The following is a 19857-nucleotide window of genomic DNA, read 5'->3' as shown; positions in this document are numbered from 1 at the left end:
GCAACGCCGATCACGTATTTCCCGTATTTGCGCCACAGCTCTTCGCTGCGTTCACGCTTCAGGTCTTCTTCGACTTCCTGGAAAATATCAACCACGAAAACGGCTCCAATCCGGTCACAATAAAGCGGGCAACCTGCCCGCTTATCTGAAAAAATTCTGGCAAGGATTTAACGCGCCAGCGGGTACAGGGTCAAGTCTGCTCGACATCAATCGGGTCATTCCTATGATTATTTTCACCCGCCCCGGAATTCGGCGGGATCGCAACATCATCATACACACCGATATCAACCCCTTACGGCTTTAATCGGGCACAAGTGTATCAAGGGGAAAGAATTGCCTGCCAAGTGCCAAATATCCCCCGTTCCTTCCCGGTTTTAAACCGCTTTGAAAGATTTACCGACCACCATCAAAGCAATGTTGCACCACGTGGCAATTACGCAAACGGCTGAAAATGCGTGATATCGTTGCCATATGTCGCTTTGGCGATCTTCCGGGCACAGTTCGGCACAGGGCTTGCTTATGTATGGGGCAAGGGAACAGATTTGAACTTGTCATCGGTCATAATTGCCGATGTGCGGACGGAGACAACAATGAAACGTCGCGGGATTGCTCATAACCGCCCATCCAAACGGCGCCTCATCCGACAGCGTATTCTGGCCGGGCTGTTTGCTGCCGTCATGGGGTCCGCTGTTTCGGGATGCAGCACGACGATGTCTGACATTGTCGGCACCAGTATCTTTACCGGCGGCGAGTGGTACCTTGCCTTTGACGTGATCAGCATCGTCAACTCCGACAAGACCCTGATTGACCACGCGGTCTCGCTTTCAACCGGTCAGGATTGCTCAACCATCCGCAAAATCGACGGCAAGTCTTATTGTAAAAAGGATCCGGTCCCGGAAACCCCGCTTTATTGTTATCGCTCGCTTGCGGCTGTCAGTTGCTATCGCACGCCTGATCCCTATAACACCGGATCGCAGACGGTCGACTGGCCGCCAACCCGTTCGCGCAGCTTGTAAATACCGCCTTCTGGTACCCAGTTTTTCATCCATTGAAACTTGAGGCATCGGTCAATCCGCGCTACCGTGTCACATGGTTGTCATTTTGCCGTCACGGTGAAGGATGACCACGGACACACGCTGGCGGAGCACCTCATGGGAACATTGTTCGATTTGGCCAAATACCGCAAAGCCAAGAGCTTTGTTCATTTTGACCGGACTGAACTCATGAAACTCATGAATACCTATTCCCGACAGGTTGCCAGCGGCGCGTGGAAGGATTATGCCATTGACCATCTCGACGGGATGGCGATGTTTTCGATCTTTCGCTCCACCCACGAAACGCCTCTATTCACGGTTATCAAACTCAGCAACGAACACAAAAACGCAGGACAATATCTGGCCCTGCACAGTGGCGAGCGTATCAAGCAAAGCTCTGATATCACCAGTGTGCTGGATGCGATCGAAAAACGCGCCCGCAAGGTCGTGCCCCTCTTTAAAACAAATTCCTGATGGTTCCATAACGTGACGCGCCCCCCATCGGTCCACCATTCCGGCCGACGCCCCATCTTCGCCCTGATCCTGCTTGCATCTGTGCTGCTGCCCCCGGCGGCAGGCCAAGCTGCCAGCATGAGCAAGGAATATCAGAACGGCTATTACGCCTATCAGGTGGGTGATTATCAGCGCGCACAGTCATTCTGGAAACTGGCAGCAGCGGAAGACGATCCTTACGCGCAATATGCTTTGGGCCTGATGTATTTTCGTGGCGATCTGGGCAAGCCGGAATACGGGATGGCCGCCAATTGGTTCAAAAAGGCGGCCAGAGCCAATCATGGTGGAGCGACCTATTACCTTGGCCTGATGCATTTCAATGGCTATGGCCTGTCTTATGACCATTTTCAGGCCACGAAATACTTCAAACGCGCATTGCGGGTTGATCCGCATAACGGCAATGCGGCCTATATGATCGGGGAGCAGTATTTTCATGGCCGCGGGGTACGTCAGAACTTTGTAGAGGCAGCCCACTATTTTGAAATAGCCGCACAGGAGAACATGCATGCCGGGCAGTTCATGTATGGCGCCTTGCTTGAACGAGGCTGGGGCGTGAAACAGAATTATGCCGATGCCTATTACTGGCTAAGACGTGCAGCACGCGGCACCATCATCTTCCCGCTTGGTGCTGGCGAAGAAGAACCACTTGACCCGCAAGCCGCGATTGCCGCACTTGAACCGCGCCTGCGCCCCGAAGAAATCGCACGGGTGGACAAACGCCTTGCGGCCGAAAGCCTGCTTTAGGTCGGGAAAAGCTATCTGATTTTGCGCTTGGCAAGTATTAGTGGTGGGTCTCGATAACCATACCGCTTTTGACAACTTCGGTAATGGTCACACCAAGGTTCTCATCGACAACAACCAGCTCACCACGTGCTACCAGCCGGTTATTGACATAGATATCAACCGGCTCCCCCACACGGCGGTCCAGTTCAAGCACGGCACCCCGGGTCAGGCGCATCAATTGTGCGACCTGAATCTGGCTTTTGCCAATCACCGTTGATACGCGCACAGGCACATCATAAGCCGCCCCGATGTCCGAGGCACCCATGCGTACGCTAAACGGATCCTTATCGTCGTCAGCCATGATTTGCGAGCCATCCAGTCAAATCGAAAGAATCGAGAACCTTGTATAATAGAGGTTAGCTTTGAAAAAAGTGTTATCAAGCCCAATCTGTTGAAAATCGACATGAACCCGACAGATCTGCACAGAATGTATCGACACAATTTTACTGTCGTTTTTTGTATTATATTGACCTAAACAGATGCCAACAACGGGCCAGCCCCACAACGCACCATAATGATCCAAACCGACGTCAGGATGTTTTATGCCCTATGATCGCCAATGGGTGGCGGATGCCATCAGCACGATTGAAGCCGATTTCAACAGGTCTGCCGACACCCATCTGATTCGCCTTGATCTGCCAAAGCTTGGTGATATCGGCCTGTATCTTAAAGATGAATCGACTCATCCATCGGGCAGCCTCAAACATCGTCTGGCAAGATCCCTGTTTCTCTATGGGCTTTGCAACGGCTGGATCACCAAGGATACGCCGATCATCGAGGCATCAAGTGGCTCGACCGCCGTGTCAGAGGCCTATTTCGCACGGCTTCTTGGTCTGCGTTTTATTGCCGTCATGCCGAAATCGACATCCCAGCAGAAGATTGATCAAATCGCCTTTTATGGCGGCGAAAGCCATCTGGTTGACCATAGCGGCCAGATTTACGAGGAATCGCAGCGTCTGGCGCGCGAACTGGGTGGCCATTACATGGACCAGTTCACCTATGCCGAACGTGCAACCGACTGGCGGGGCAACAACAACATCGCCGAAAGCATCTTTGATCAGCTCAAACGCGAACCCCACCCCATTCCACGCTGGATTGTTGTCGGTGCCGGAACGGGCGGTACATCATCGACCATCGGGCGCTATATCCGCTATGGCCGAAGCTTGGGCCAGGGGTGCGAACTTTGCGTCGCCGACCCTGAAAACTCGGTTTTCTATGATGGCTATGAAACAGGTGATTGTTCGGTCACCAACAGCAAGGGATCACGGGTCGAAGGCATCGGTCGCCCGCGCGTTGAGCCCAGCTTCAACCCGACCGTGGTGGATCGGATGTATCGCATCCCGGATGCGGCAAGCTTTGCAGCGCTTTATTACCTTGAAAAGCATCTTGGCCGACGCTGTGGCGGTTCAACCGGGACCAACCTGATTGCAACGCTGTCGCTGATCTCGGAGATGAAAACCGCCGGACAGACCGGGTCGGTGGTCACCCTGCTGTGTGATGGCGGGGATCGTTATTGCGATACCTATTACAATCCTGACTGGCTCAAGGCACAGAACATCGACCTTACACCCTGGACAGAAGCACTGGCGCGCTTTGATGAAACCGGCCTGTTCGACATGCCGCTTAATCACTGCAGTGGGTATGTCGGGCGTTAGGCGAAGCCATCGCTAAAGATTTCTCACATCCGGTTTAACAGTTGCTCACAGCAACATGACTTACCCGTCAACAAGCAACTTTGCGCGTTAAACGAGGCAGTCATGACAACTGAAAAGATCGGCGGAATAGAACTCTATGTCGAAAATCTAGATCTTGAGAATTCTGGTCAGCAGCAGAAAGTGTACGGCACGAACTGCGCTGATGATTTCTGGGCACTGATGTCAAACGCCAAAGCTGCGTTCGCTTATGTCGATTACCTTTGGGTTCCGCCCGACCTTAAGCGCAATGCAGACAAAAGCACGCGCACCCTTTTTGCGTGGCGCGGCGATACCCGCCAACCAGACCAAATTTTTGGCCACGGCTTTTCCCGGCGTGGCACGTCCCCGTCGACACCTGCCATTATTTATCGCAAGGGCGATCAGGACCTTGCCCATTACACGGCGGTTTGCCTTTCTGGTACGCATGAAATAGGCGCGCTGTTCCCGCCGAAGGTTCCCAATCTGCCCGCACCCGATGCAAAAACCTGGGTCTATTGTGTGCGATTACGTGGCTATTGGTGCCCGACATATTCTATTCAACACAAAGTCAGCGGAGACGCCGCAAAATTCGGCGCAACCGAAAGAAGTATGGCGCGGCAAAACCTGTATGCACAGGAACTGGCCGTTCTTAATGTTTCTTACAAGGATGTAATTGGTGCAATTGAGGTCAGTCGAGACTGGGCGGGTGACGGCTATGACGCTGGCGGACAATTCACCTATCTTCAGATGAAGCTCAACCAATGGGTTTCATCCGACAACAAACCGCTTGCTGACCGCCTGCAAAAATGGTGGACGACCAAAAACCTTGCTGGCACGCACAAGGCACTTCCAACTCCGGCATAATGCACTGGAAACTAAAACCCAAAGGGCCTGTTGATGTTCAACAAAAGGCCCTTGAATAGCGCTAGCGCGTGTGTGCTAGGCGATCAGTTCGTTCTCGGAGGCAAGCATATCCTCGAACCCGTCAACAAGCTGATCATAAACCGGATCGGCTTCACTCCCTTTCCCAAGTTGCGATGTCAACGCACCAAGATTTGTGAGTAGCTTCTGATCCTCTGCCTGTTGCTGTCGGGCTTTTCTTTGCCAATCGGCCTGGCTAATCGTTGCCTGTCTGGCAATCCATGCGTCGTCTTCTTTGGCCAGCTTGTTTGCGATGGCCTCGCCCACGACAAGGGCACCACGGATATCGCTCTTGGCTGAGGCAACAGATTTGGCGCCTGTTTGCAAATCTGAACAGCTTTGAGCGACACGCTCAGCGATTGCGCAAATCTTATCGGCTTGGTCCTTTGTCCTGAAAGACGCCATATCTGCCTTGTATGCGGCGGCATAATCGTTTGCCAGCTGTGCCAGTGCGCTACTCATCGTGGTTCTCCTGTTGCCTTTAAAGATGAACTCTTCAAAGACGCCGTGTGACCAAACATGTGAGAACCACATAAAAAAAGACGGGCGGTAAAACCGCCCGTCAGTCTATCAGGGGACAAGCTTTCTCAGGGAGGAGAGAAAGTTCTTAGCCAGAGACCGCAATCTTGCGCGGCTCAGGCTTCTGTTCTGCTACTTTGGGGAGAGTCAGTACCAGAACACCGTTTTTGAAGGATGCGGTAATGTTGTCCGCGTCAATGGTATCATTCAGGCGGAATGACCGCTTGAAGCTGCCAAAGCTGCGTTCGACAACATGGGCGCCATCCTTGCTTTCACGGGTGAATTTCTTTTCACCGGTGATGGTCAGAACGCCGTCGAGGACTTCGACATCGACATCGTCCTGCTCCACGCCGGGAAGTTCGGCGGACAGTTCAAAGTGATCTTCGCCGTCATAGATGTCGATCTGCGGGCTCAGCCACGTTTGGGCCGGTTCGGTGCCCTCGGTCGGTGCCGCAGAGCGGCCACCAAAAATCGAACCAATCATACGATCGACATCACGGGAAATAAGGGTGAAAGGATCACCATATGTCGGGGTCGAAGCCAGCCGACGGGATCCATTAAGAGTCTGAAGACCAGTCATGATAGTACCCTCCATTACAGACGAGCAATCTTGCGCCATCAGTCCAGACCAGGCTGCAACCTTGGCGCGCATCGGGGCACCATGCCCCGTTCCAACCTTGAGATAGATCGGGCAAAAATTTCCGCAAGTGTCCCAATGCATTTTTTTGAATTTTTTCGCACTTTTTGCAGACCGCCAAACAAGTCATTCCACCTGTTGAAATAATCAGGCTTCCGACTGGCGCACTTGCGCACTGCACGGTAGCCTCGGCGCATAGACAGTCGGGCATTGCCCACTTCCCAAATCCAAGGAACCCTTCGATGAGCACACTTTTCACTCCCCTGACACTGGGGTCACTTGAACTTGATAACCGGATCATTATCGCCCCGATGTGCCAGTATTCGGCCCAAGATGGCAAAACATCCCCATGGCATGCGATGCACCTTGGCAATCTGGCGCAGTCCGGTGCCGGACTTCTGATCATAGAAGCCACAGCCGTCGAACCCGAAGGCCGCATTACCTATGGCGATGTCGGTCTATGGGATGATGAAACAGAAGCCGCGCTTGCCGAAACCCTTTCTGCTGTGCGCAGTCATTCCGATATGCCGGTTGCCATCCAGCTTGCGCATGCGGGGCGCAAAGCATCCTGCGAGAAGCCATGGGATGGTGGCGCTGCGATTGATCCCGGTCATCCCAACGGCTGGCAAATCGTCGCGCCATCGGCTGTCCCGTTCAGGGACGGCGACCCGATTCCCGAGGCACTTTCAAAACCACGCATCGCAGAAATCGTTTCGGCCTTTGTCGAAAGTGCAAAACGCTCTGTTCGTCTTGGATTTGAGGCCATCGAAATCCACGCCGCACATGGCTATTTGTTGCACCAGTTCCTGTCGCCACACGCCAACAAGCGTGAAGACGAATATGGCGGTTCTTTTGAAAACCGGACCCGACTTGTTCTGGAAATCTATGACGCCATTCGTGCGGCAGTTGGGAACAGCTATCCAGTTGGTATTCGCATTTCTGCAACCGACTGGGTTGAAGATGGCTGGGACATTGATCAAAGCGTTCAACTTGCCAAACTGCTTGATGCGCGCGGATGTGACTTTATTGATGTGTCCTCCGGCGGGTTGCATATCGATCAGAAAATCGCGCTTGGCCCGAACTATCAGGTGCCGTTTGCGGCTCGGATCAAATCCGAAACCAACCTGACAACCATTGCCGTTGGCCTGATCACCGAAGCAGAACAAGCCGAAGCCATTACATTTACCGGCCAGGCTGATGCCATCGCGCTTGCCCGCGGCATTCTGTATGATCCGCGCTGGCCATGGCATGCCGCCGCAACGCTGGGCGCAGAAGTCAAGGCTGCCCCGCAATACCTGCGCTGCCAGCCCCGGAACCTGAAAAAGCTTTTCGGCTGAAGGAACCTCTACTTTTAGAGCATAAAACTAACCCAAAGCATAGGTTTGTTGACTTGCATCAAGGCAGCCCTCCTACGCCACAGATAGTTTCGCGCCATTAAAGAACGATTCTAAATCAGCAGGGCCATATCCCGGCCCTGCGATGCATGGCGAGTTACCTTCAATGCCCGGAACCATCCTTACGACGCTAGCGGTTCTTGTCCTTATGGCGATGCCCGCGTTCGCAGCAGACATCCAGATATCGACCGAAAACACACCCTCTCACTTTCAAACGCAGGTTCTGCAGAGATATGCGGCCGCACTGAACGCGGAAATTCCCGAACATCATTTTGACGTCGTCCATTCAGCCCGGGCATTTAGCGACCGTGAAGTCGCCGAAGCCGTTTCAAGCACCCGTGTCGCGATTGCAGCGCCGGGTATCTGGCATCTGGGCCAGTATAGCAGCGATCTGAATGCGCTATTGTTGCCAGACTTCATGGGGCTTGAAGCGCAAGATGTTCGCAAACTTGTTGATGGCCCGGTCGGAGAGGCGCTTGAGGATTCCCTCGAAACGCAATTGAATGTCAAGGTGATCGGCAAGTGGCTTGACCTTGGCCCAGCGCACATTTTCACCCGCAAAAAGGTCATTCGCCGCTTTGACGACCTTAAGGGCCTTCGCATCCGTTATGCGGGCGGGGATGCAAATGCACTGCGCCTTGCTGCCCTTGGCGCGGAACCGGTGCTGATCCCCTGGCCCAATGTTCCCGATGCACTTGATCGCGGCGAGATTGACGGTTTGCTGACCACCAGCAGCACGGTCGTCAGCGCGTCCTTGTGGGAACATGGCCTGACGCATGCGTTCCTTAGCCATTCCTACTATCCGTTCTATGTACCGCTGATTTCCGGCGACATCTGGAGACGCCTGTCCGAACCCCAGCGCAAGGTCCTTACCGACAGCTGGGAAGATATGATTTCGGATGGCAGAGAACGCGCCGTAAGCCATCAGGAATCCTCAATGGCACTGTTGCGTGAACACGGCATTAAAATCACCGCTCCCAGCAATCAGGAACGTGAGTCTGTTCGGCGCAGTCTGGCAAGTCGTCAGGACGAAATGGCCCGCGAAATCGGCATTTCAAACAAGATGCTTGAAATCCTTGCACAGCACGGGGGCGACTGATCGTGTCTCCTGCCCGTCGTAAACATCATGAATGGCGCCAGATTCTCGGCGAAGAGTTCCTCAGCATCTTTCTGTCAATCGGGTTGCTGCTGGGCGTTCTGTTCATGCTTGCCAATCAAACGGTTAAGGAACATCTCATTGCGTCGCAAAAGGCACTTGATACCGCCGCGTTCGGCATATCGACCTATGCCGATAGCCTGTCGGCGATCCTGACCAAGGCGGACAATATCGCGCTGATCGCAACACGCAGGCTTTCAGACACCGATACGATGCCCGTCCCGCTTAAAAAGCAAATGACAGCAATTGTTCAGAATGACAGCGATATCACCGGTTTCATTCATATCCTTGAAACCGGCGAAGTTTCCGAAAGCTTCACCTTCCAAAACATCGCGGAACAGATGCTTGATACCGATGCCATCCTGTCACGTCACCGGGATGCATGGGTTGAACCAGCCTTTTTGCAGTCCGGGGAACTGGGCCTTAAAGCCGATGAAATTGCGACCGAACGTGGCATCTGGCGTGACGATGGCAGCTTTGCCGGCGTTATCATCATTCTGGTGACGGTTGGCAGCCCCTATGAGAACACCCCACTTGAGAAATTCCTGACAGAGGCAAAAATTCGCGTCGCGGGGGCAAACAGCGGCAACATCCTGACGAACCAGTATGCACTGGCCGATACAGTGACTGACTGGCTGGAAGCAGCGGAAGAAACCGAATACTGGCACCCCGACGACGGCAATGAAACCCTGCATGCCGAAGTGGCACAAATCAGCGATAATATCGTGCTGGCACACGCCAATCTGCCCGACCTGCCCCTTACGGTATATCTGCAGATCTCAACCAACCGCTTTTTTGAGGCCTATCATTCGACCCGCCGCAACGCGATCATTGCCTCGATCATTATTGTCGCGGTTTCGGGAGTCCTGCTTCTTCGCATCTGGCTTGACCGGCAGGCAAAACGCAACAGCGAACGAAGACGCCGCGCCCTTGATCAACGCTTGCAGTTCGCACTCGATACCGCAGGCCAGGGCCTTTGGGATTGGAACATTGCCGAGAAACGCGGCTATTTCTCGGATAGCTTCTATCGGTTGCTTGATATTGACAAGGACGACAAACAAATCGACGTGGATAACTTGCGTCAACGCATTCATTCAGATGATCGTCATGCCTTCAATTTGGCACTGAACGCACATCTCGACGGCCTCACGCCGTCGTTCGAAGTCGACGCCCGGATCCAGATTGGCAAAAGCGATGCCTGGGAATGGTTTTCGCACACCTGCTCGGTGACCGAACGTGACCGTTTTAACAAGCCGGTCCGGGTGATCGGTTTGCTCAAGAACATTCACCGTCAGAAACTGCGCAACCTGAACCTGGAATTCGAAGCGTTTCACGATCCGCTCACAGGCCTTCTTAACCGAACGGCCTTTGAAGACCGCATCGCACGCATTCATGCCAAAACCAGTCGTGGCGGGGAACCGTATTCGCTGGTGATGCTCGATATCGACCACTTCAAGCATGTCAACGACAGCTATGGGCACAGTACCGGTGACCTGGTTCTGCAGCACGTGACCAGAACGGCGTACAACACCCTGCGCTTTGAAGAGGAAAAATTGTTCTTCCGACTGGGGGGTGAGGAATTTGTTGTTCTCCTTCCCGATACGGATGGCAAAGCCGCCCGCTTTGTCGCCGAACGTATCCGCGAACGGATCGAAAAATCGACAACCACAGTCGGCGAATTAGAAATCCCGGTGACGATCAGTGCCGGCATTGCCTGTTATCAAGGCGGCGAAATGCCCGAAGACGTGCTCAGGCGTGCTGACCATGCGCTGTATCAGGCCAAGGAAAGCGGCCGCAATCAAAGCTGCCTTGCATAAGCGCGAAACACATTTAGTCAAATTAATACCCGAAACAAAAAGGGCTCCGCAATTGCGGAGCCCTTCTCGTAGTGCTTGGTCGGTTGGTTGGTAAGGCTTAGAAGCCCATGCCACCCATGCCGCCCATACCACCCATGCCGCCCATGTCAGGCGCGCCACCGGCTGCCGATTTGTCTTCCGGCTTCTCGGCGATCATGCATTCGGTGGTGATCAGCAGACCTGCGACCGATGCTGCGTCCTGCAGGGCAGTACGAACAACTTTGGCCGGGTCGATGATGCCAGCTTTGACGAGGTTGGTGTATTCGCCCTTCTGAGCGTCATAACCGTATTCAACGTCGTCCTGCTCAAGCAGCTTGCCTGCGACAACCGCACCGTCAACACCCGCGTTCTGGGCGATCTGGCGAACCGGTGCCTGCAGAGCACGGCGAACGATGTCAACACCGATGGTCTGGTCGTGGTTTTCACCTTCGAGACCTTCGAGCGCGTGAACCGAGTACAGCAGAGCCGTACCACCACCAGCAACAATGCCTTCTTCAACAGCAGCGCGGGTTGCGTGCAGGGCATCGTCGACGCGGTCTTTACGTTCTTTCACTTCGACTTCCGAAGCGCCACCGATTTTGATCACTGCAACGCCGCCTGCGAGTTTCGCAAGACGTTCCTGCAGTTTTTCACGATCGTAGTCAGAGGTGGTTTCTTCGATCTGGGCACGGATCTGGCCAACGCGAGCTTCGATCTGTGCTTTCTCACCAGCACCATCAACGATGGTGGTTTCTTCTTTGGTGATGGTAACCGATTTCGCGGTACCGAGCATGTCAAGCGTAACGCTTTCCAGCTTGATGCCGAGATCTTCGGAGACAACCTGACCACCGGTAAGGATGGCGATGTCTTCGAGCATCGCTTTACGACGGTCGCCGAAGCCCGGTGCTTTAACAGCAGCGATTTTCAGACCACCGCGCAGCTTGTTGACAACCAGGGTTGCCAGTGCTTCGCCTTCGATGTCTTCAGCAATGATCAGAAGCGGCTTGCCGGACTGAACGACCGACTCAAGCAGCGGAAGGATCGGCTGAAGCGAGGAGATTTTCTTGTCGAACAGCAGGATGTACGGAGCATCCATTTCTGCGACCATTTTCTCCGGGTTGGTTACGAAGTACGGAGACAGGTAACCACGGTCGAACTGCATGCCTTCGACAACGTCGAGTTCGGTGTGCAGGCCTTTTGCTTCCTCAACGGTGATAACACCTTCGTTGCCAACTTTTTCCATGGCTTCAGCGATCATGTCGCCGACTTCACGGTCACCGTTAGCCGAGATGTTACCAACCTGTGCGATTTCGTCACGGCCAGCAACTTTACGTGCACGGCTCGAAATCGATTCGATCACTTTGTTGGTCGCAAGGTCGATACCGCGCTTAAGGTCCATCGGGTTCATGCCGGCAGCAACAGACTTGTTGCCTTCACGAACGATGGCCTGTGCCAGAACGGTTGCGGTCGTGGTGCCGTCACCAGCCAGATCGGCGGTTTTCGACGCGACTTCGCGAACCATCTGTGCGCCCATGTTTTCGAACTTGTCGGTCAGTTCGATTTCTTTGGCGACCGAAACACCGTCCTTGGTTACGCGCGGTGCGCCGAACGATTTTTCGATAACAACGTTACGGCCTTTCGGGCCAAGCGTTACCTTGACAGCGTCTGCCAGGATGTCGACGCCACGCAGCATTTTAGCGCGTGCATCGGTGGAAAATTTTACGTCTTTAGCAGCCATAATATTCTTTCCTCTCTATGAGACGGATGAACGTGGAATTTTAAGTCACCCAAAGGGCTGACTTATTCCATGATGCCCATGATGTCGGATTCTTTCATGATCAACAGCTCTTCGCCGTCAACCTTGACTTCGGTGCCCGACCATTTGCCAAACAGGACTTTGTCACCTGCTTTGACGTCGAGGGCTACAACCGAGCCATCGTCTTTGCGAACGCCAGAACCAACAGCGACGACTTCGCCTTCCTGCGGTTTTTCTTTGGCGGTATCCGGAATAATGATGCCACCGGCAGTTTTGGTGTCGGATTCGACACGACGTACCAGCACTCGATCATGCAGCGGACGGAACTTCATTTTAGACAACTCCGTGTTTAAGCTAAGGCTCGTTAATAACTAAGACTAACCGGGATGAGCCCGTATTAGCACTCACCCCCGGCGAGTGCTAACAGCATTTATTGGAGTACCTGTCCAAAGTCAATAGGGAGATGTAAAAAGACGCGGAAATGTCACGATTTTTGCCGTTCTCGCGTCATTGCAGCGCAGTATGAAACTGCGTGCTTTTTGATGTCGCGGGATCAAAACATTTCCAATGACCCGATGCAACCTTTCTCGTGCCACTGACGATGTGCCACGCCCTGTGAAAGTTCAGATTGGATTGGAATGCTGCTTCGCCTCGGAAGGCCGCACCAATAAATCCACCGCCCGACATGGCAAACAAAAAGCGGTCAAACAGGACAGCAACAAGCCCGCCGACAAGTACCAACAACTGCCATTACCAGAAGGCAGATCGCGCGACACCCTCCCTGAAAGACGACGTAGTTTGAAAACCTGACTTGATGGCATCGGGGAATGTCACGGCAGAATCCTGGCCTTTGGTTGCAGCGTCATTATGCCGGGTTAATCAGGCGCTGGGAAACCGAAATAGCGCCCCAACATCACAGGATCATCAAAGTGACGCCGTCCGACAAAGGCCGTTGCGTGACGCCCCCACTGGCGCATTGCGCCGGGTCGTTCAATCCCCATCGGCCAAAGGATAAAACGCTCCAACCGATCTGTGCCGGGGATGAAGCCGTCTTTGTCGTAAAGGCTAGCATATCCTGTTCCATCCGCAAGCGGGAGACTCGTCAGATCCTGCTCGGGTTGCAGCACGACGGGGATTGCGGAGGGCCACTCTCCTTGCGTGTCAGCTTGCGTAACAGCAAGCAGATAATGACTTGTGTCATCGATCCAAAGAACAGGTCGCGCCAGGGTTTCCGAGTCAAGGAACCCTGCGGGGGTTTCAGCCGTTTCCCGGATGTCGTCGTCTTCCGGTGCATGGAGGCGCTGCACGCCGTTCGTCGGGAAGAACATATGGTAACAACCGCAGCCATGGATACTGTCGGCCATGATCGGCGCTCCGTCCCGGTTTAGTGTGACCCGCCAGATCAGCGCGTCCAGATGACCTGCAAGGATATCAAGGAAACCGACTTTGGGGCGCTCAGGAAACCACACCGAATAAACAATCTGGGGCACCCATTCTCCCCCGAAATAGGTATGCGACAACCGATAAAACATGACTGGCGTTGATAGATCGACCTCTGATCGCGCATCCCGGCTTTGAAGCGCGGGCAAACCAATCAGGTCACTATCACTTCTCGTATCAATGCGAAGTTTTGGTGCGTATTGTTGCGCCAATGCTTCCAATTCAGAGACCGTGGGCAGCAAACGTCCAAATTTATCTTGGCTGATGTTTACAGCCTTGATGTTCGCGGGTTTGGCCCCGGCGCCAGAAGGCGCATAGATCAACCAATCCCCGGACTCCTGAAGGTCGTCCTCTGACATCGTAAAAGTTTGAAGATTATCCCTCTTCCAAGCTTCATAACCGAAATAAGCGGGAAAAGCCGTCAGGGGATACAAACCGGAAACCCGTTGGAAATCAAGATAGTCATCGGGGACGAACACAGCATCGCGCAGTTGTGCAAAATCGTCCATCTGCAAGGCTCCCGCCAAGCTGTTTGCACAGGCCTCTTGCTCCGAAACAGTGACAACCGGTTTGACTGACAAATTGCGCATTTCACTGGCGCGTGCAGTTCGATCAAGTACACGCATCTGCGTCACCCAATCAGCAAACAGCTCACTTGCCAATACTTCGTCATCTTGATCCAACGCTGCCCCGACCTGCTGCCCCATCAAAACAGAGTTTCGATTGGCCCGAAGAAATGGGTACTCTTCGACCATTGCAACAGAAGCATTTCGAACGTCGCTGCCAATCACCTGAGTATCGGAAAGCTGCAGCTTTTCAATACAAGACAGCGTAGCGATGTCATCGGGGGTTTGTTGAGCTGTCGCGCACCCGACAAGCAGCAATAATGCGCAAAAAACAAAACCCTGTCTGAGGCGCCAATGCGTGCATCGTGCTATCATCGTATCCGGCATTGATCCGCCCCTTGTTTCAGGTCAAAAATTTCACACCGTTAGTCTTGTCAATTATGGTAAAACCGCAAATCTATTGAGAAGACAAGTTTTTGTATTCATACACGAAATAGCAAGTCTGATGACATCCGGCACACGCATTATTCAGATTCTGGCACTTGGCTTCGCGCTTTTGCTGCCAAGCTTCTCTTATGCACAACCCAAGGATGAATGCCCGAAACGATTGGGCATTGTGATTAATGACAGGCTATCAAATTATATCGCCACCATCTTAAGCGGGATATACGAAGATTTAGGCTGCCCGATTGAGTTGATCGATCTTCCCGGACGCAGAGGTTTTGTCGCATTCAATAATGGTCGCATTGATGGCGAGCTCTTCAGACTTCCTGTTGGCGCGGCACATTACACCAAACCATATGTTCGATCAGATATCCCGTTAATCGCAGTAACCAGCAGTCTTTGGGGGATGCCTGGCAGCAAACTGCATTCTGATGACACAATCGGCTACACGATTGGCATTGCATGGCAGGAAGACTACCTGAACAAAAACATGCTCCGCAAAAGCGGCCATAACGACGTTGACGATATTATTCAGCATTACAATTCAGGCACCTTTGATCGCTTCCTTGCCGAGGATAGTACGATTGACCTGATGATTACCGAAGGCACCTTTGCCAAGGACAGGATCCCGGTCAGAATTGAACTGCTTGAAGACGGCCCGCTCTATCATTTCCTTGCAGCGGAATTCGCCCCCTTCATGGAGCGGTTTTCTAACTATCTTTCCGAGCACCAACCGTTTGCAAAAAACGGCATGATGTAAGAATTCAAAGCTATCTGGCTCTCGATGCTGGCCTATTGTCCGGAGACAGGAAAGGCCCCACATGCAATCTATCTAAAATAACGGTTCGAGATACAGAAGTCCGTCAAATGCTCGGAAAATCCTTATGCAAAGTCCTAATGTTGATGCTGCTGTTGCCTGTCGCGATGTCTCAGACAGTTCAGGGAACAGAGTCAACGGATGCATGCCCGAAACGTCTGGGGATGGCCGCAAACAACGAGATGACGCAACAGACGGCAAAAGTTCTGCTTGATATATATGCCAAGCTCGGATGCCGTGTGACACTGGTCAAACTTCCATCTCGGCGTAGTTATGTTGCCTTCAACAAAGGAAATATCGACGGTGAGATTTTCCGAACCCCTCTGGCGGCAAGCCACTACACCAGAACCCATATTCGATCCGAACATCCTTTGTTCGAGGTATCCCAAAGTCTTTGGGTAAAACCGGGATCGGAAGATCAATCGGACAATCCGGTCGGATTCCTAATGGGGATTGCCTGGCAGGAAGACTATCTGTCGCGCACCGGGCTGCCCAAAAGCGGTCATCGCCATATGAGTGACCTTATCGATCACTATAACAAGGGTGTCATTTCACAGTTTCTGGCAGCCGACACCAACGTCATCGCCGCCATCGAAAACGGCGATTTCCATGGATCCGCCCCCGAACGCAAAAGCACGATCGTCATCGACCCGCTTTATCATTTCCTGGGCGCGGAATACGAACTGTTCATGAAACGGTTTTCTGATTATATATTCAAACATGACCCGTTTGGGCACAATAGATCAATGCAACGACCTTGAGCCGTGAATACGCAAATGCAATAAGCTGTATCATCTGCTATCCATTAGCTGAATGAAATTGCTTAACCTGCGCAAGGCGGCACCGATGCAAATTGAATCCCTGGAAATCCCAGACATCAAGATGATCTTCCCAAAGAAGTTTGGCGATGAACGGGGCTTTTTCTCGGAAACATATAATATGGAAGCCTTTGCCAAGGCAGGCATCGATCATCAGTTTGTGCAGGACAATCATTCGCTGTCGCAAAGTGTCGGCGTTCTTAGGGGATTACACTTTCAGTGCCCCCCTTATGCCCAACATAAACTGATCAGGGTCCCCAGGGGACGCATTCTTGATATTGCTGTTGATATCCGGACAGACTCTGAAACCTTCGGGAAATGGGTATCGGCCGAGGTAAGTGCAGCGGACTGGAACCAGATGTTCGTCCCCGCAGGTTTCGCGCACGGCTTTGTCACGTTAGAGCCAGATACCGAAGTCAATTACAAGGTATCGGCACCCTACGCACCACAAAGCGAACGCGCGATCAAGTGGAATGACCCAGAACTCGCAATTGACTGGCCCTTCAGCGAAGCCGAGGTCATCGTCTCAGAGAAAGACGCAACAGCGATGAGTTTCGCAAGCTATCGCGAGAACCCGGCGTTTTAGTCGAGATCACAAAAGGTCATAGGTCCTAAGAACTGTCTGCAGATACGCCTTGTAAGAGCTTGCGCCAAATTCATTCGTAAGAGTTTCAAACTGTTCGACCGAAATCAGGCCTGTTCGAAGGGCGATTTCCTCGGGGCAGGCAATCTTAAGACTTTGACGACTTTCAACGGTTCGCACGAAATTCGCGGCATCAAGCATCGCGGCATGCGTTCCGGTGTCCAGCCACGCATAGCCACGTCCCATTCTTTCGACCCTTAGGCTGCCACGTTCGAGATAAGCCTTGTTCACATCCGTAATCTCAAGCTCACCGCGCTTTGACGGCTTGATTGATTTGGCTATGTCCACAACGGTTGAGTCGTAAAAATAAAGTCCGGTAACGGCAAAATTCGATTTGGGGTGTTCCGGCTTTTCCTCAATATCCAGTGCAACGCCATTACGGTCGAACTCGACCACACCATACCGTTCAGGGTCCTGAACATAATAGGCAAACACGGTGGCGCCTTCTCGTTGATCCATAGCGCTTCTCAAAAGATCCGTCAGGTTGTGACCAAAGTAGATATTGTCACCCAGAATCAGGCAGCAGGGATCTTCGCCAATAAAGTCTGCGCCGACAATAAAGGCATCTGCAAGACCGCGTGGCTCCGGTTGAACAGCGTATTCAAGATTGATGCCCCACTTGGAACCATCACCAAGCAGGTCCTTAAACAGTGGCACGTCTCGCGGTGTGCTGATAATCAGAATATCCTTGATCCCGGCAAGCATCAGGGTGGTCAGCGGATAATAAATCATCGGCTTGTCGTAGACAGGCTGAAGCTGCTTGGACACAACGAGCGTCGATGGATGCAAACGCGATCCGGTGCCGCCTGCCAGTATGATCCCCTTACGCATCTGATTTCTCCCTTCGAAGATTCTCGATTACCGCGCTCAAGCTTTCTTCGACTGTTGGCAACTGTATCCCAAATGAACCGACAAAGCGCTGGCTCGACATAACGGAATAGCCGGGACGCTTCGCAACGGTCGGATATTCCGAAGACGGAACTGGCGTAATGCGACAGTCCTTGCCTTTCCAATCGTCACCCCAGACATGCGAAGCCACCTTCTGGATCCGATTGGCAAACTCAAACCATGTTTGCGACTGACCGGAGGACAAGTGATAAGTGCCGAACTTGTCGAAATCCTTCGCAAGCACCAATCTGGAAAGCTTGAGAATTGCCCCCGCCAGGTCATGCGCACTGGTCGGACATCCGGTCTGGTCATTGACGACACGAATTTCGTCTCTCTGCTCCATAAGATTGAGCATCGTCTTGACGAAGTTTTTCCCAAACTGACTGAAAACCCAAGACGTGCGAATAATCAGATGCTTGTCCAGTGTCTCTCTGACCGCATCCTCACCCGCGAACTTGCTGGCACCATAAACGCCCAACGGCGAGACCGGGTCTTGCTCGGTATATGGCGTTGATCCCTGCCCATCGAAAACATAGTCCGTGGAAACATGGATCAGCGGGACGGCGCGTTTGGCGAGCGTCTCTGCCATCGCGCGCACAGCATCGCGATTGACCTTGAATGCGACATCTGCCTGTTCCTCGGCCAAGTCAACTGCGGTGTATGCCGCAGCGTTGATCACGACATCCGGTTGCACACGGTCAATAAGGGGGGCTATCTGGTGGACATCCTCAAGATCACATTGATCCCGCCCGACAAAAACCAGCTCGGCATTTGGAAACTCATTCCCGCACATGGCAAGGCAACTGGCCAGCTGACCGGTTTTTCCAAACACCAGTATTCTAGGCATCGGTTTGCCCCTTGGTGCTACCGAGCCGTTCGCCTGCATATTTGGTTTTCAAAATCGGCTCCCACCATGCGCTATTGTTCACGTACCATTCGACGGTTTGCCTCAGGCCAGTCTCGAAATCATATTTCGGCGTCCACCCCAATTCGGTCTGCATTTTGGTTGGATCAATGGCATAGCGCCAATCATGCCCCGGACGGTCTTTTACATATGTCACCGCGTCATCGAAGCTCTCAAACGAGATGTCTGGCACGATCTCGTGCACCGTATCGAAAATCTTTTTGACGACGTCGATATTGGTCAGCTCATTGCACCCACCGACATTGTATTTCTCGCCAACACGACCTTCAGTCAGGATCTTGACCAAGGCCTCGGCATGATCTTCAACATGCAGCCAGTCGCGCGTGTTCAAACCCTCTCCGTAAACGGGAAGATTCTTGCCATGCAGCAGGTTGAGCGACATCAGCGGAATGAGTTTTTCCGGGAACTGGAATGGCCCGTAATTGTTGGAGCAATTGCTGATCACGACGGGCAGCCCGTAGGTATGGTACCATGCCAAAACAAGGTGATCGGAACTGGCCTTGCTCGCGGAGTATGGCGACGTCGGCGCATAAGCAGTTTCTTCAGTAAACAACCCTTCGCTTCCCAAAGATCCGTAAACCTCATCTGTAGAAATGTGGTGGAACCGGAAATTTGATCGTTTGTGCGTCGGCAGCTGATCGAAATACCCGCGCGCGACTTCGAGTAGTGTAAATGTACCCACCACATTGGTCTGAATGAAATCACCCGGCCCATCGATAGAGCGATCAACGTGGCTTTCAGCTGCCAAATGCATCACGGCATCTGGCTGAAATTCATCAAACAGTTTAACGATGGCGTCCCGGTTACAGATATCCTGATGGGCAAAATGATAATTATCTCGCGACGAAATTGATGCCAGCGTTCTCAGATCGCCAGCATATGTCAGCTTGTCGATATTGAGGACCTCATAGCCCTTCAACCCGGTCATAAGCCGACAAACAGCAGATCCGATAAACCCTGCACCGCCGGTCACGATAACTTTCATTCTGCTCTCATCGAAAAGTAAATGGCGTCGAACAACGTCGTCCAATTGAGATTACATTGCCCGGCCAATACTGTCGAACCTTCGGTTAACTTATTGCGAAGAAGTGGTAT

At 52.8% G+C, this 19857-nt stretch carries 20 protein-coding genes; 11 read left to right on the top strand and 9 right to left on the bottom strand.

What is annotated here, in order from left to right; translation table 11 throughout:
- Window positions 1–590 precede the first annotated feature (590 nt).
- From B2R48_RS11505 to B2R48_RS11495, 3 genes are all read left to right on the top strand, one after another.
- Window positions 591–1016: a hypothetical protein gene (locus tag B2R48_RS11505; protein ID WP_297000441.1), complete on the top strand. Its 426-nt coding sequence runs from the start codon at window positions 591–593 to the stop codon at window positions 1014–1016.
- 96 nt (window positions 1017–1112) lie between these two features.
- Window positions 1113–1508 (top strand): DUF2794 domain-containing protein, encoded by a 396-nt coding sequence (locus tag B2R48_RS11500; RefSeq protein WP_232310725.1) that lies wholly within the window; start codon window positions 1113–1115, stop codon window positions 1506–1508.
- 12 nt (window positions 1509–1520) lie between these two features.
- The gene (locus tag B2R48_RS11495) at window positions 1521–2291 is read left to right on the top strand and encodes a tetratricopeptide repeat protein (protein ID WP_297000439.1); all 771 of its coding nucleotides are present in this window, start codon (window positions 1521–1523) and stop codon (window positions 2289–2291) included.
- Window positions 2292–2328: 37 nt separating this feature from the next.
- On the opposite strand, the gene fliN is transcribed toward B2R48_RS11495, so the two are convergent.
- On the bottom strand, window positions 2329–2631 hold the full coding sequence (gene fliN / locus B2R48_RS11490) for a flagellar motor switch protein FliN (RefSeq protein ID WP_040823589.1): 303 nt from the start codon (window positions 2629–2631) through the stop codon (window positions 2329–2331).
- A 241-nt stretch (window positions 2632–2872) separates the two neighbouring features.
- Here fliN and B2R48_RS11485 point away from each other — a divergent pair, with 241 nt between their 5' ends.
- Both B2R48_RS11485 and B2R48_RS11480 read left to right on the top strand, forming a co-directional pair.
- The gene (locus B2R48_RS11485; RefSeq protein ID WP_297000436.1) at window positions 2873–3985 is read left to right on the top strand and encodes a PLP-dependent cysteine synthase family protein; all 1113 of its coding nucleotides are present in this window, start codon (window positions 2873–2875) and stop codon (window positions 3983–3985) included.
- 102 nt (window positions 3986–4087) lie between these two features.
- Window positions 4088–4867 carry a hypothetical protein gene (locus tag B2R48_RS11480; RefSeq protein WP_297000434.1) on the top strand — a complete coding sequence of 260 codons (780 nt, stop codon included), beginning with the start codon at window positions 4088–4090 and terminating at the stop codon, window positions 4865–4867.
- Between the two features lie 75 nt (window positions 4868–4942).
- Here B2R48_RS11480 and B2R48_RS11475 read toward each other — a convergent pair whose 3' ends face one another.
- Window positions 4943–5386: a hypothetical protein gene (locus B2R48_RS11475; RefSeq protein WP_297000433.1), complete on the bottom strand. Its 444-nt coding sequence runs from the start codon at window positions 5384–5386 to the stop codon at window positions 4943–4945.
- A 145-nt stretch (window positions 5387–5531) separates the two neighbouring features.
- Window positions 5532–6023: an Hsp20/alpha crystallin family protein gene (locus B2R48_RS11470; RefSeq protein WP_297000430.1), complete on the bottom strand. Its 492-nt coding sequence runs from the start codon at window positions 6021–6023 to the stop codon at window positions 5532–5534.
- A 299-nt stretch (window positions 6024–6322) separates the two neighbouring features.
- Here B2R48_RS11470 and B2R48_RS11465 point away from each other — a divergent pair, with 299 nt between their 5' ends.
- The 3 genes from B2R48_RS11465 to B2R48_RS11455 all read left to right on the top strand — a co-directional run bounded on the left by B2R48_RS11465 (window position 6323) and on the right by B2R48_RS11455 (window position 10447).
- On the top strand, window positions 6323–7417 hold the full coding sequence (locus B2R48_RS11465) for an NADH:flavin oxidoreductase/NADH oxidase (protein ID WP_297000427.1): 1095 nt from the start codon (window positions 6323–6325) through the stop codon (window positions 7415–7417).
- Window positions 7418–7580: 163 nt separating this feature from the next.
- Entirely contained in the window at window positions 7581–8573 is a 993-nt protein-coding gene (dctP, locus tag B2R48_RS11460; protein ID WP_297000425.1) for a TRAP transporter substrate-binding protein DctP, read from the top strand.
- Window positions 8574–8575: 2 nt separating this feature from the next.
- Complete coding sequence (locus B2R48_RS11455; protein WP_297000422.1) at window positions 8576–10447, top strand: GGDEF domain-containing protein; 1872 nt, start codon at window positions 8576–8578, stop codon at window positions 10445–10447.
- A gap of 97 nt (window positions 10448–10544) precedes the next feature.
- On the opposite strand, the gene groL is transcribed toward B2R48_RS11455, so the two are convergent.
- From groL to B2R48_RS11440, 3 genes are all read right to left on the bottom strand, one after another.
- Window positions 10545–12203, bottom strand: coding sequence for a chaperonin GroEL (groL, locus tag B2R48_RS11450; RefSeq protein WP_297000416.1), 1659 nt, complete (start codon window positions 12201–12203; stop codon window positions 10545–10547).
- Window positions 12204–12265: 62 nt separating this feature from the next.
- Entirely contained in the window at window positions 12266–12553 is a 288-nt protein-coding gene (gene groES / locus B2R48_RS11445) for a co-chaperone GroES (protein WP_062957508.1), read from the bottom strand.
- 543 nt (window positions 12554–13096) lie between these two features.
- Window positions 13097–14614, bottom strand: a complete 1518-nt coding sequence (locus tag B2R48_RS11440) for a hypothetical protein (protein WP_297000414.1) — start codon at window positions 14612–14614, stop codon at window positions 13097–13099.
- Here B2R48_RS11440 and B2R48_RS11435 point away from each other — a divergent pair.
- From B2R48_RS11435 to rfbC, 3 genes are all read left to right on the top strand, one after another.
- Window positions 14586–15431 (top strand): hypothetical protein, encoded by an 846-nt coding sequence (locus B2R48_RS11435; RefSeq protein WP_213474414.1) that lies wholly within the window; start codon window positions 14586–14588, stop codon window positions 15429–15431. The genes B2R48_RS11440 and B2R48_RS11435 overlap by 29 nt on opposite strands.
- A 239-nt stretch (window positions 15432–15670) precedes the next feature.
- Complete coding sequence (locus B2R48_RS11430) at window positions 15671–16249, top strand: hypothetical protein (protein ID WP_297000407.1); 579 nt, start codon at window positions 15671–15673, stop codon at window positions 16247–16249.
- Window positions 16250–16334: 85 nt separating this feature from the next.
- Window positions 16335–16892, top strand: coding sequence for a dTDP-4-dehydrorhamnose 3,5-epimerase (gene rfbC / locus B2R48_RS11425; protein ID WP_213474412.1), 558 nt, complete (start codon window positions 16335–16337; stop codon window positions 16890–16892).
- A gap of 6 nt (window positions 16893–16898) precedes the next feature.
- Here the strand turns inward: rfbC and rfbA are convergent, their stop codons facing one another.
- Genes rfbA through rfbB form a run of 3 tightly spaced genes read right to left on the bottom strand, consistent with a single transcriptional unit; the run spans window position 16899 to window position 19747 of the window.
- On the bottom strand, window positions 16899–17780 hold the full coding sequence (gene rfbA, locus B2R48_RS11420; protein WP_297000401.1) for a glucose-1-phosphate thymidylyltransferase RfbA: 882 nt from the start codon (window positions 17778–17780) through the stop codon (window positions 16899–16901).
- The gene (gene rfbD, locus B2R48_RS11415; RefSeq protein ID WP_297000398.1) at window positions 17773–18684 is read right to left on the bottom strand and encodes a dTDP-4-dehydrorhamnose reductase; all 912 of its coding nucleotides are present in this window, start codon (window positions 18682–18684) and stop codon (window positions 17773–17775) included. The genes rfbA and rfbD overlap by 8 nt, the downstream gene beginning before the upstream one ends.
- Window positions 18677–19747, bottom strand: coding sequence for a dTDP-glucose 4,6-dehydratase (gene rfbB, locus B2R48_RS11410; protein WP_297000395.1), 1071 nt, complete (start codon window positions 19745–19747; stop codon window positions 18677–18679). The genes rfbD and rfbB overlap by 8 nt, the downstream gene beginning before the upstream one ends.
- Window positions 19748–19857 lie beyond the last annotated feature (110 nt).

The organism is Thalassospira sp. UBA848, assembly GCF_002295455.1.
In the GTDB taxonomy this organism is placed as follows: Bacteria; Pseudomonadota; Alphaproteobacteria; order Rhodospirillales; family Thalassospiraceae; genus Thalassospira.
This window is presented reverse-complemented; position numbering and strand designations above follow the sequence as displayed.

Excerpts from the sequence above, each read along its gene's own strand:
- B2R48_RS11505 (WP_297000441.1), top strand. The coding sequence starts at position 591 with ATGAAACGTCGCGGGATTGCTCATAACCGCCCATCCAAACGGCGCCTC.
- fliN (WP_040823589.1), bottom strand. The coding sequence starts at position 2,631 with ATGGCTGACGACGATAAGGATCCGTTTAGCGTACGCATGGGTGCCTCG.
- B2R48_RS11485 (WP_297000436.1), top strand. The coding sequence starts at position 2,873 with ATGCCCTATGATCGCCAATGGGTGGCGGATGCCATCAGCACGATTGAA.
- B2R48_RS11480 (WP_297000434.1), top strand. The coding sequence starts at position 4,088 with ATGACAACTGAAAAGATCGGCGGAATAGAACTCTATGTCGAAAATCTA.
- B2R48_RS11475 (WP_297000433.1), bottom strand. The coding sequence starts at position 5,386 with ATGAGTAGCGCACTGGCACAGCTGGCAAACGATTATGCCGCCGCATAC.
- B2R48_RS11470 (WP_297000430.1), bottom strand. The coding sequence starts at position 6,023 with ATGACTGGTCTTCAGACTCTTAATGGATCCCGTCGGCTGGCTTCGACC.
- B2R48_RS11465 (WP_297000427.1), top strand. The coding sequence starts at position 6,323 with ATGAGCACACTTTTCACTCCCCTGACACTGGGGTCACTTGAACTTGAT.
- dctP (WP_297000425.1), top strand. The coding sequence starts at position 7,581 with ATGCCCGGAACCATCCTTACGACGCTAGCGGTTCTTGTCCTTATGGCG.
- groL (WP_297000416.1), bottom strand. The coding sequence starts at position 12,203 with ATGGCTGCTAAAGACGTAAAATTTTCCACCGATGCACGCGCTAAAATG.
- groES (WP_062957508.1), bottom strand. The coding sequence starts at position 12,553 with ATGAAGTTCCGTCCGCTGCATGATCGAGTGCTGGTACGTCGTGTCGAA.
- B2R48_RS11440 (WP_297000414.1), bottom strand. The coding sequence starts at position 14,614 with ATGCCGGATACGATGATAGCACGATGCACGCATTGGCGCCTCAGACAG.
- B2R48_RS11430 (WP_297000407.1), top strand. The coding sequence starts at position 15,671 with ATGACGCAACAGACGGCAAAAGTTCTGCTTGATATATATGCCAAGCTC.
- rfbC (WP_213474412.1), top strand. The coding sequence starts at position 16,335 with ATGCAAATTGAATCCCTGGAAATCCCAGACATCAAGATGATCTTCCCA.
- rfbA (WP_297000401.1), bottom strand. The coding sequence starts at position 17,780 with ATGCGTAAGGGGATCATACTGGCAGGCGGCACCGGATCGCGTTTGCAT.
- rfbD (WP_297000398.1), bottom strand. The coding sequence starts at position 18,684 with ATGCCTAGAATACTGGTGTTTGGAAAAACCGGTCAGCTGGCCAGTTGC.
- rfbB (WP_297000395.1), bottom strand. The coding sequence starts at position 19,747 with ATGAAAGTTATCGTGACCGGCGGTGCAGGGTTTATCGGATCTGCTGTT.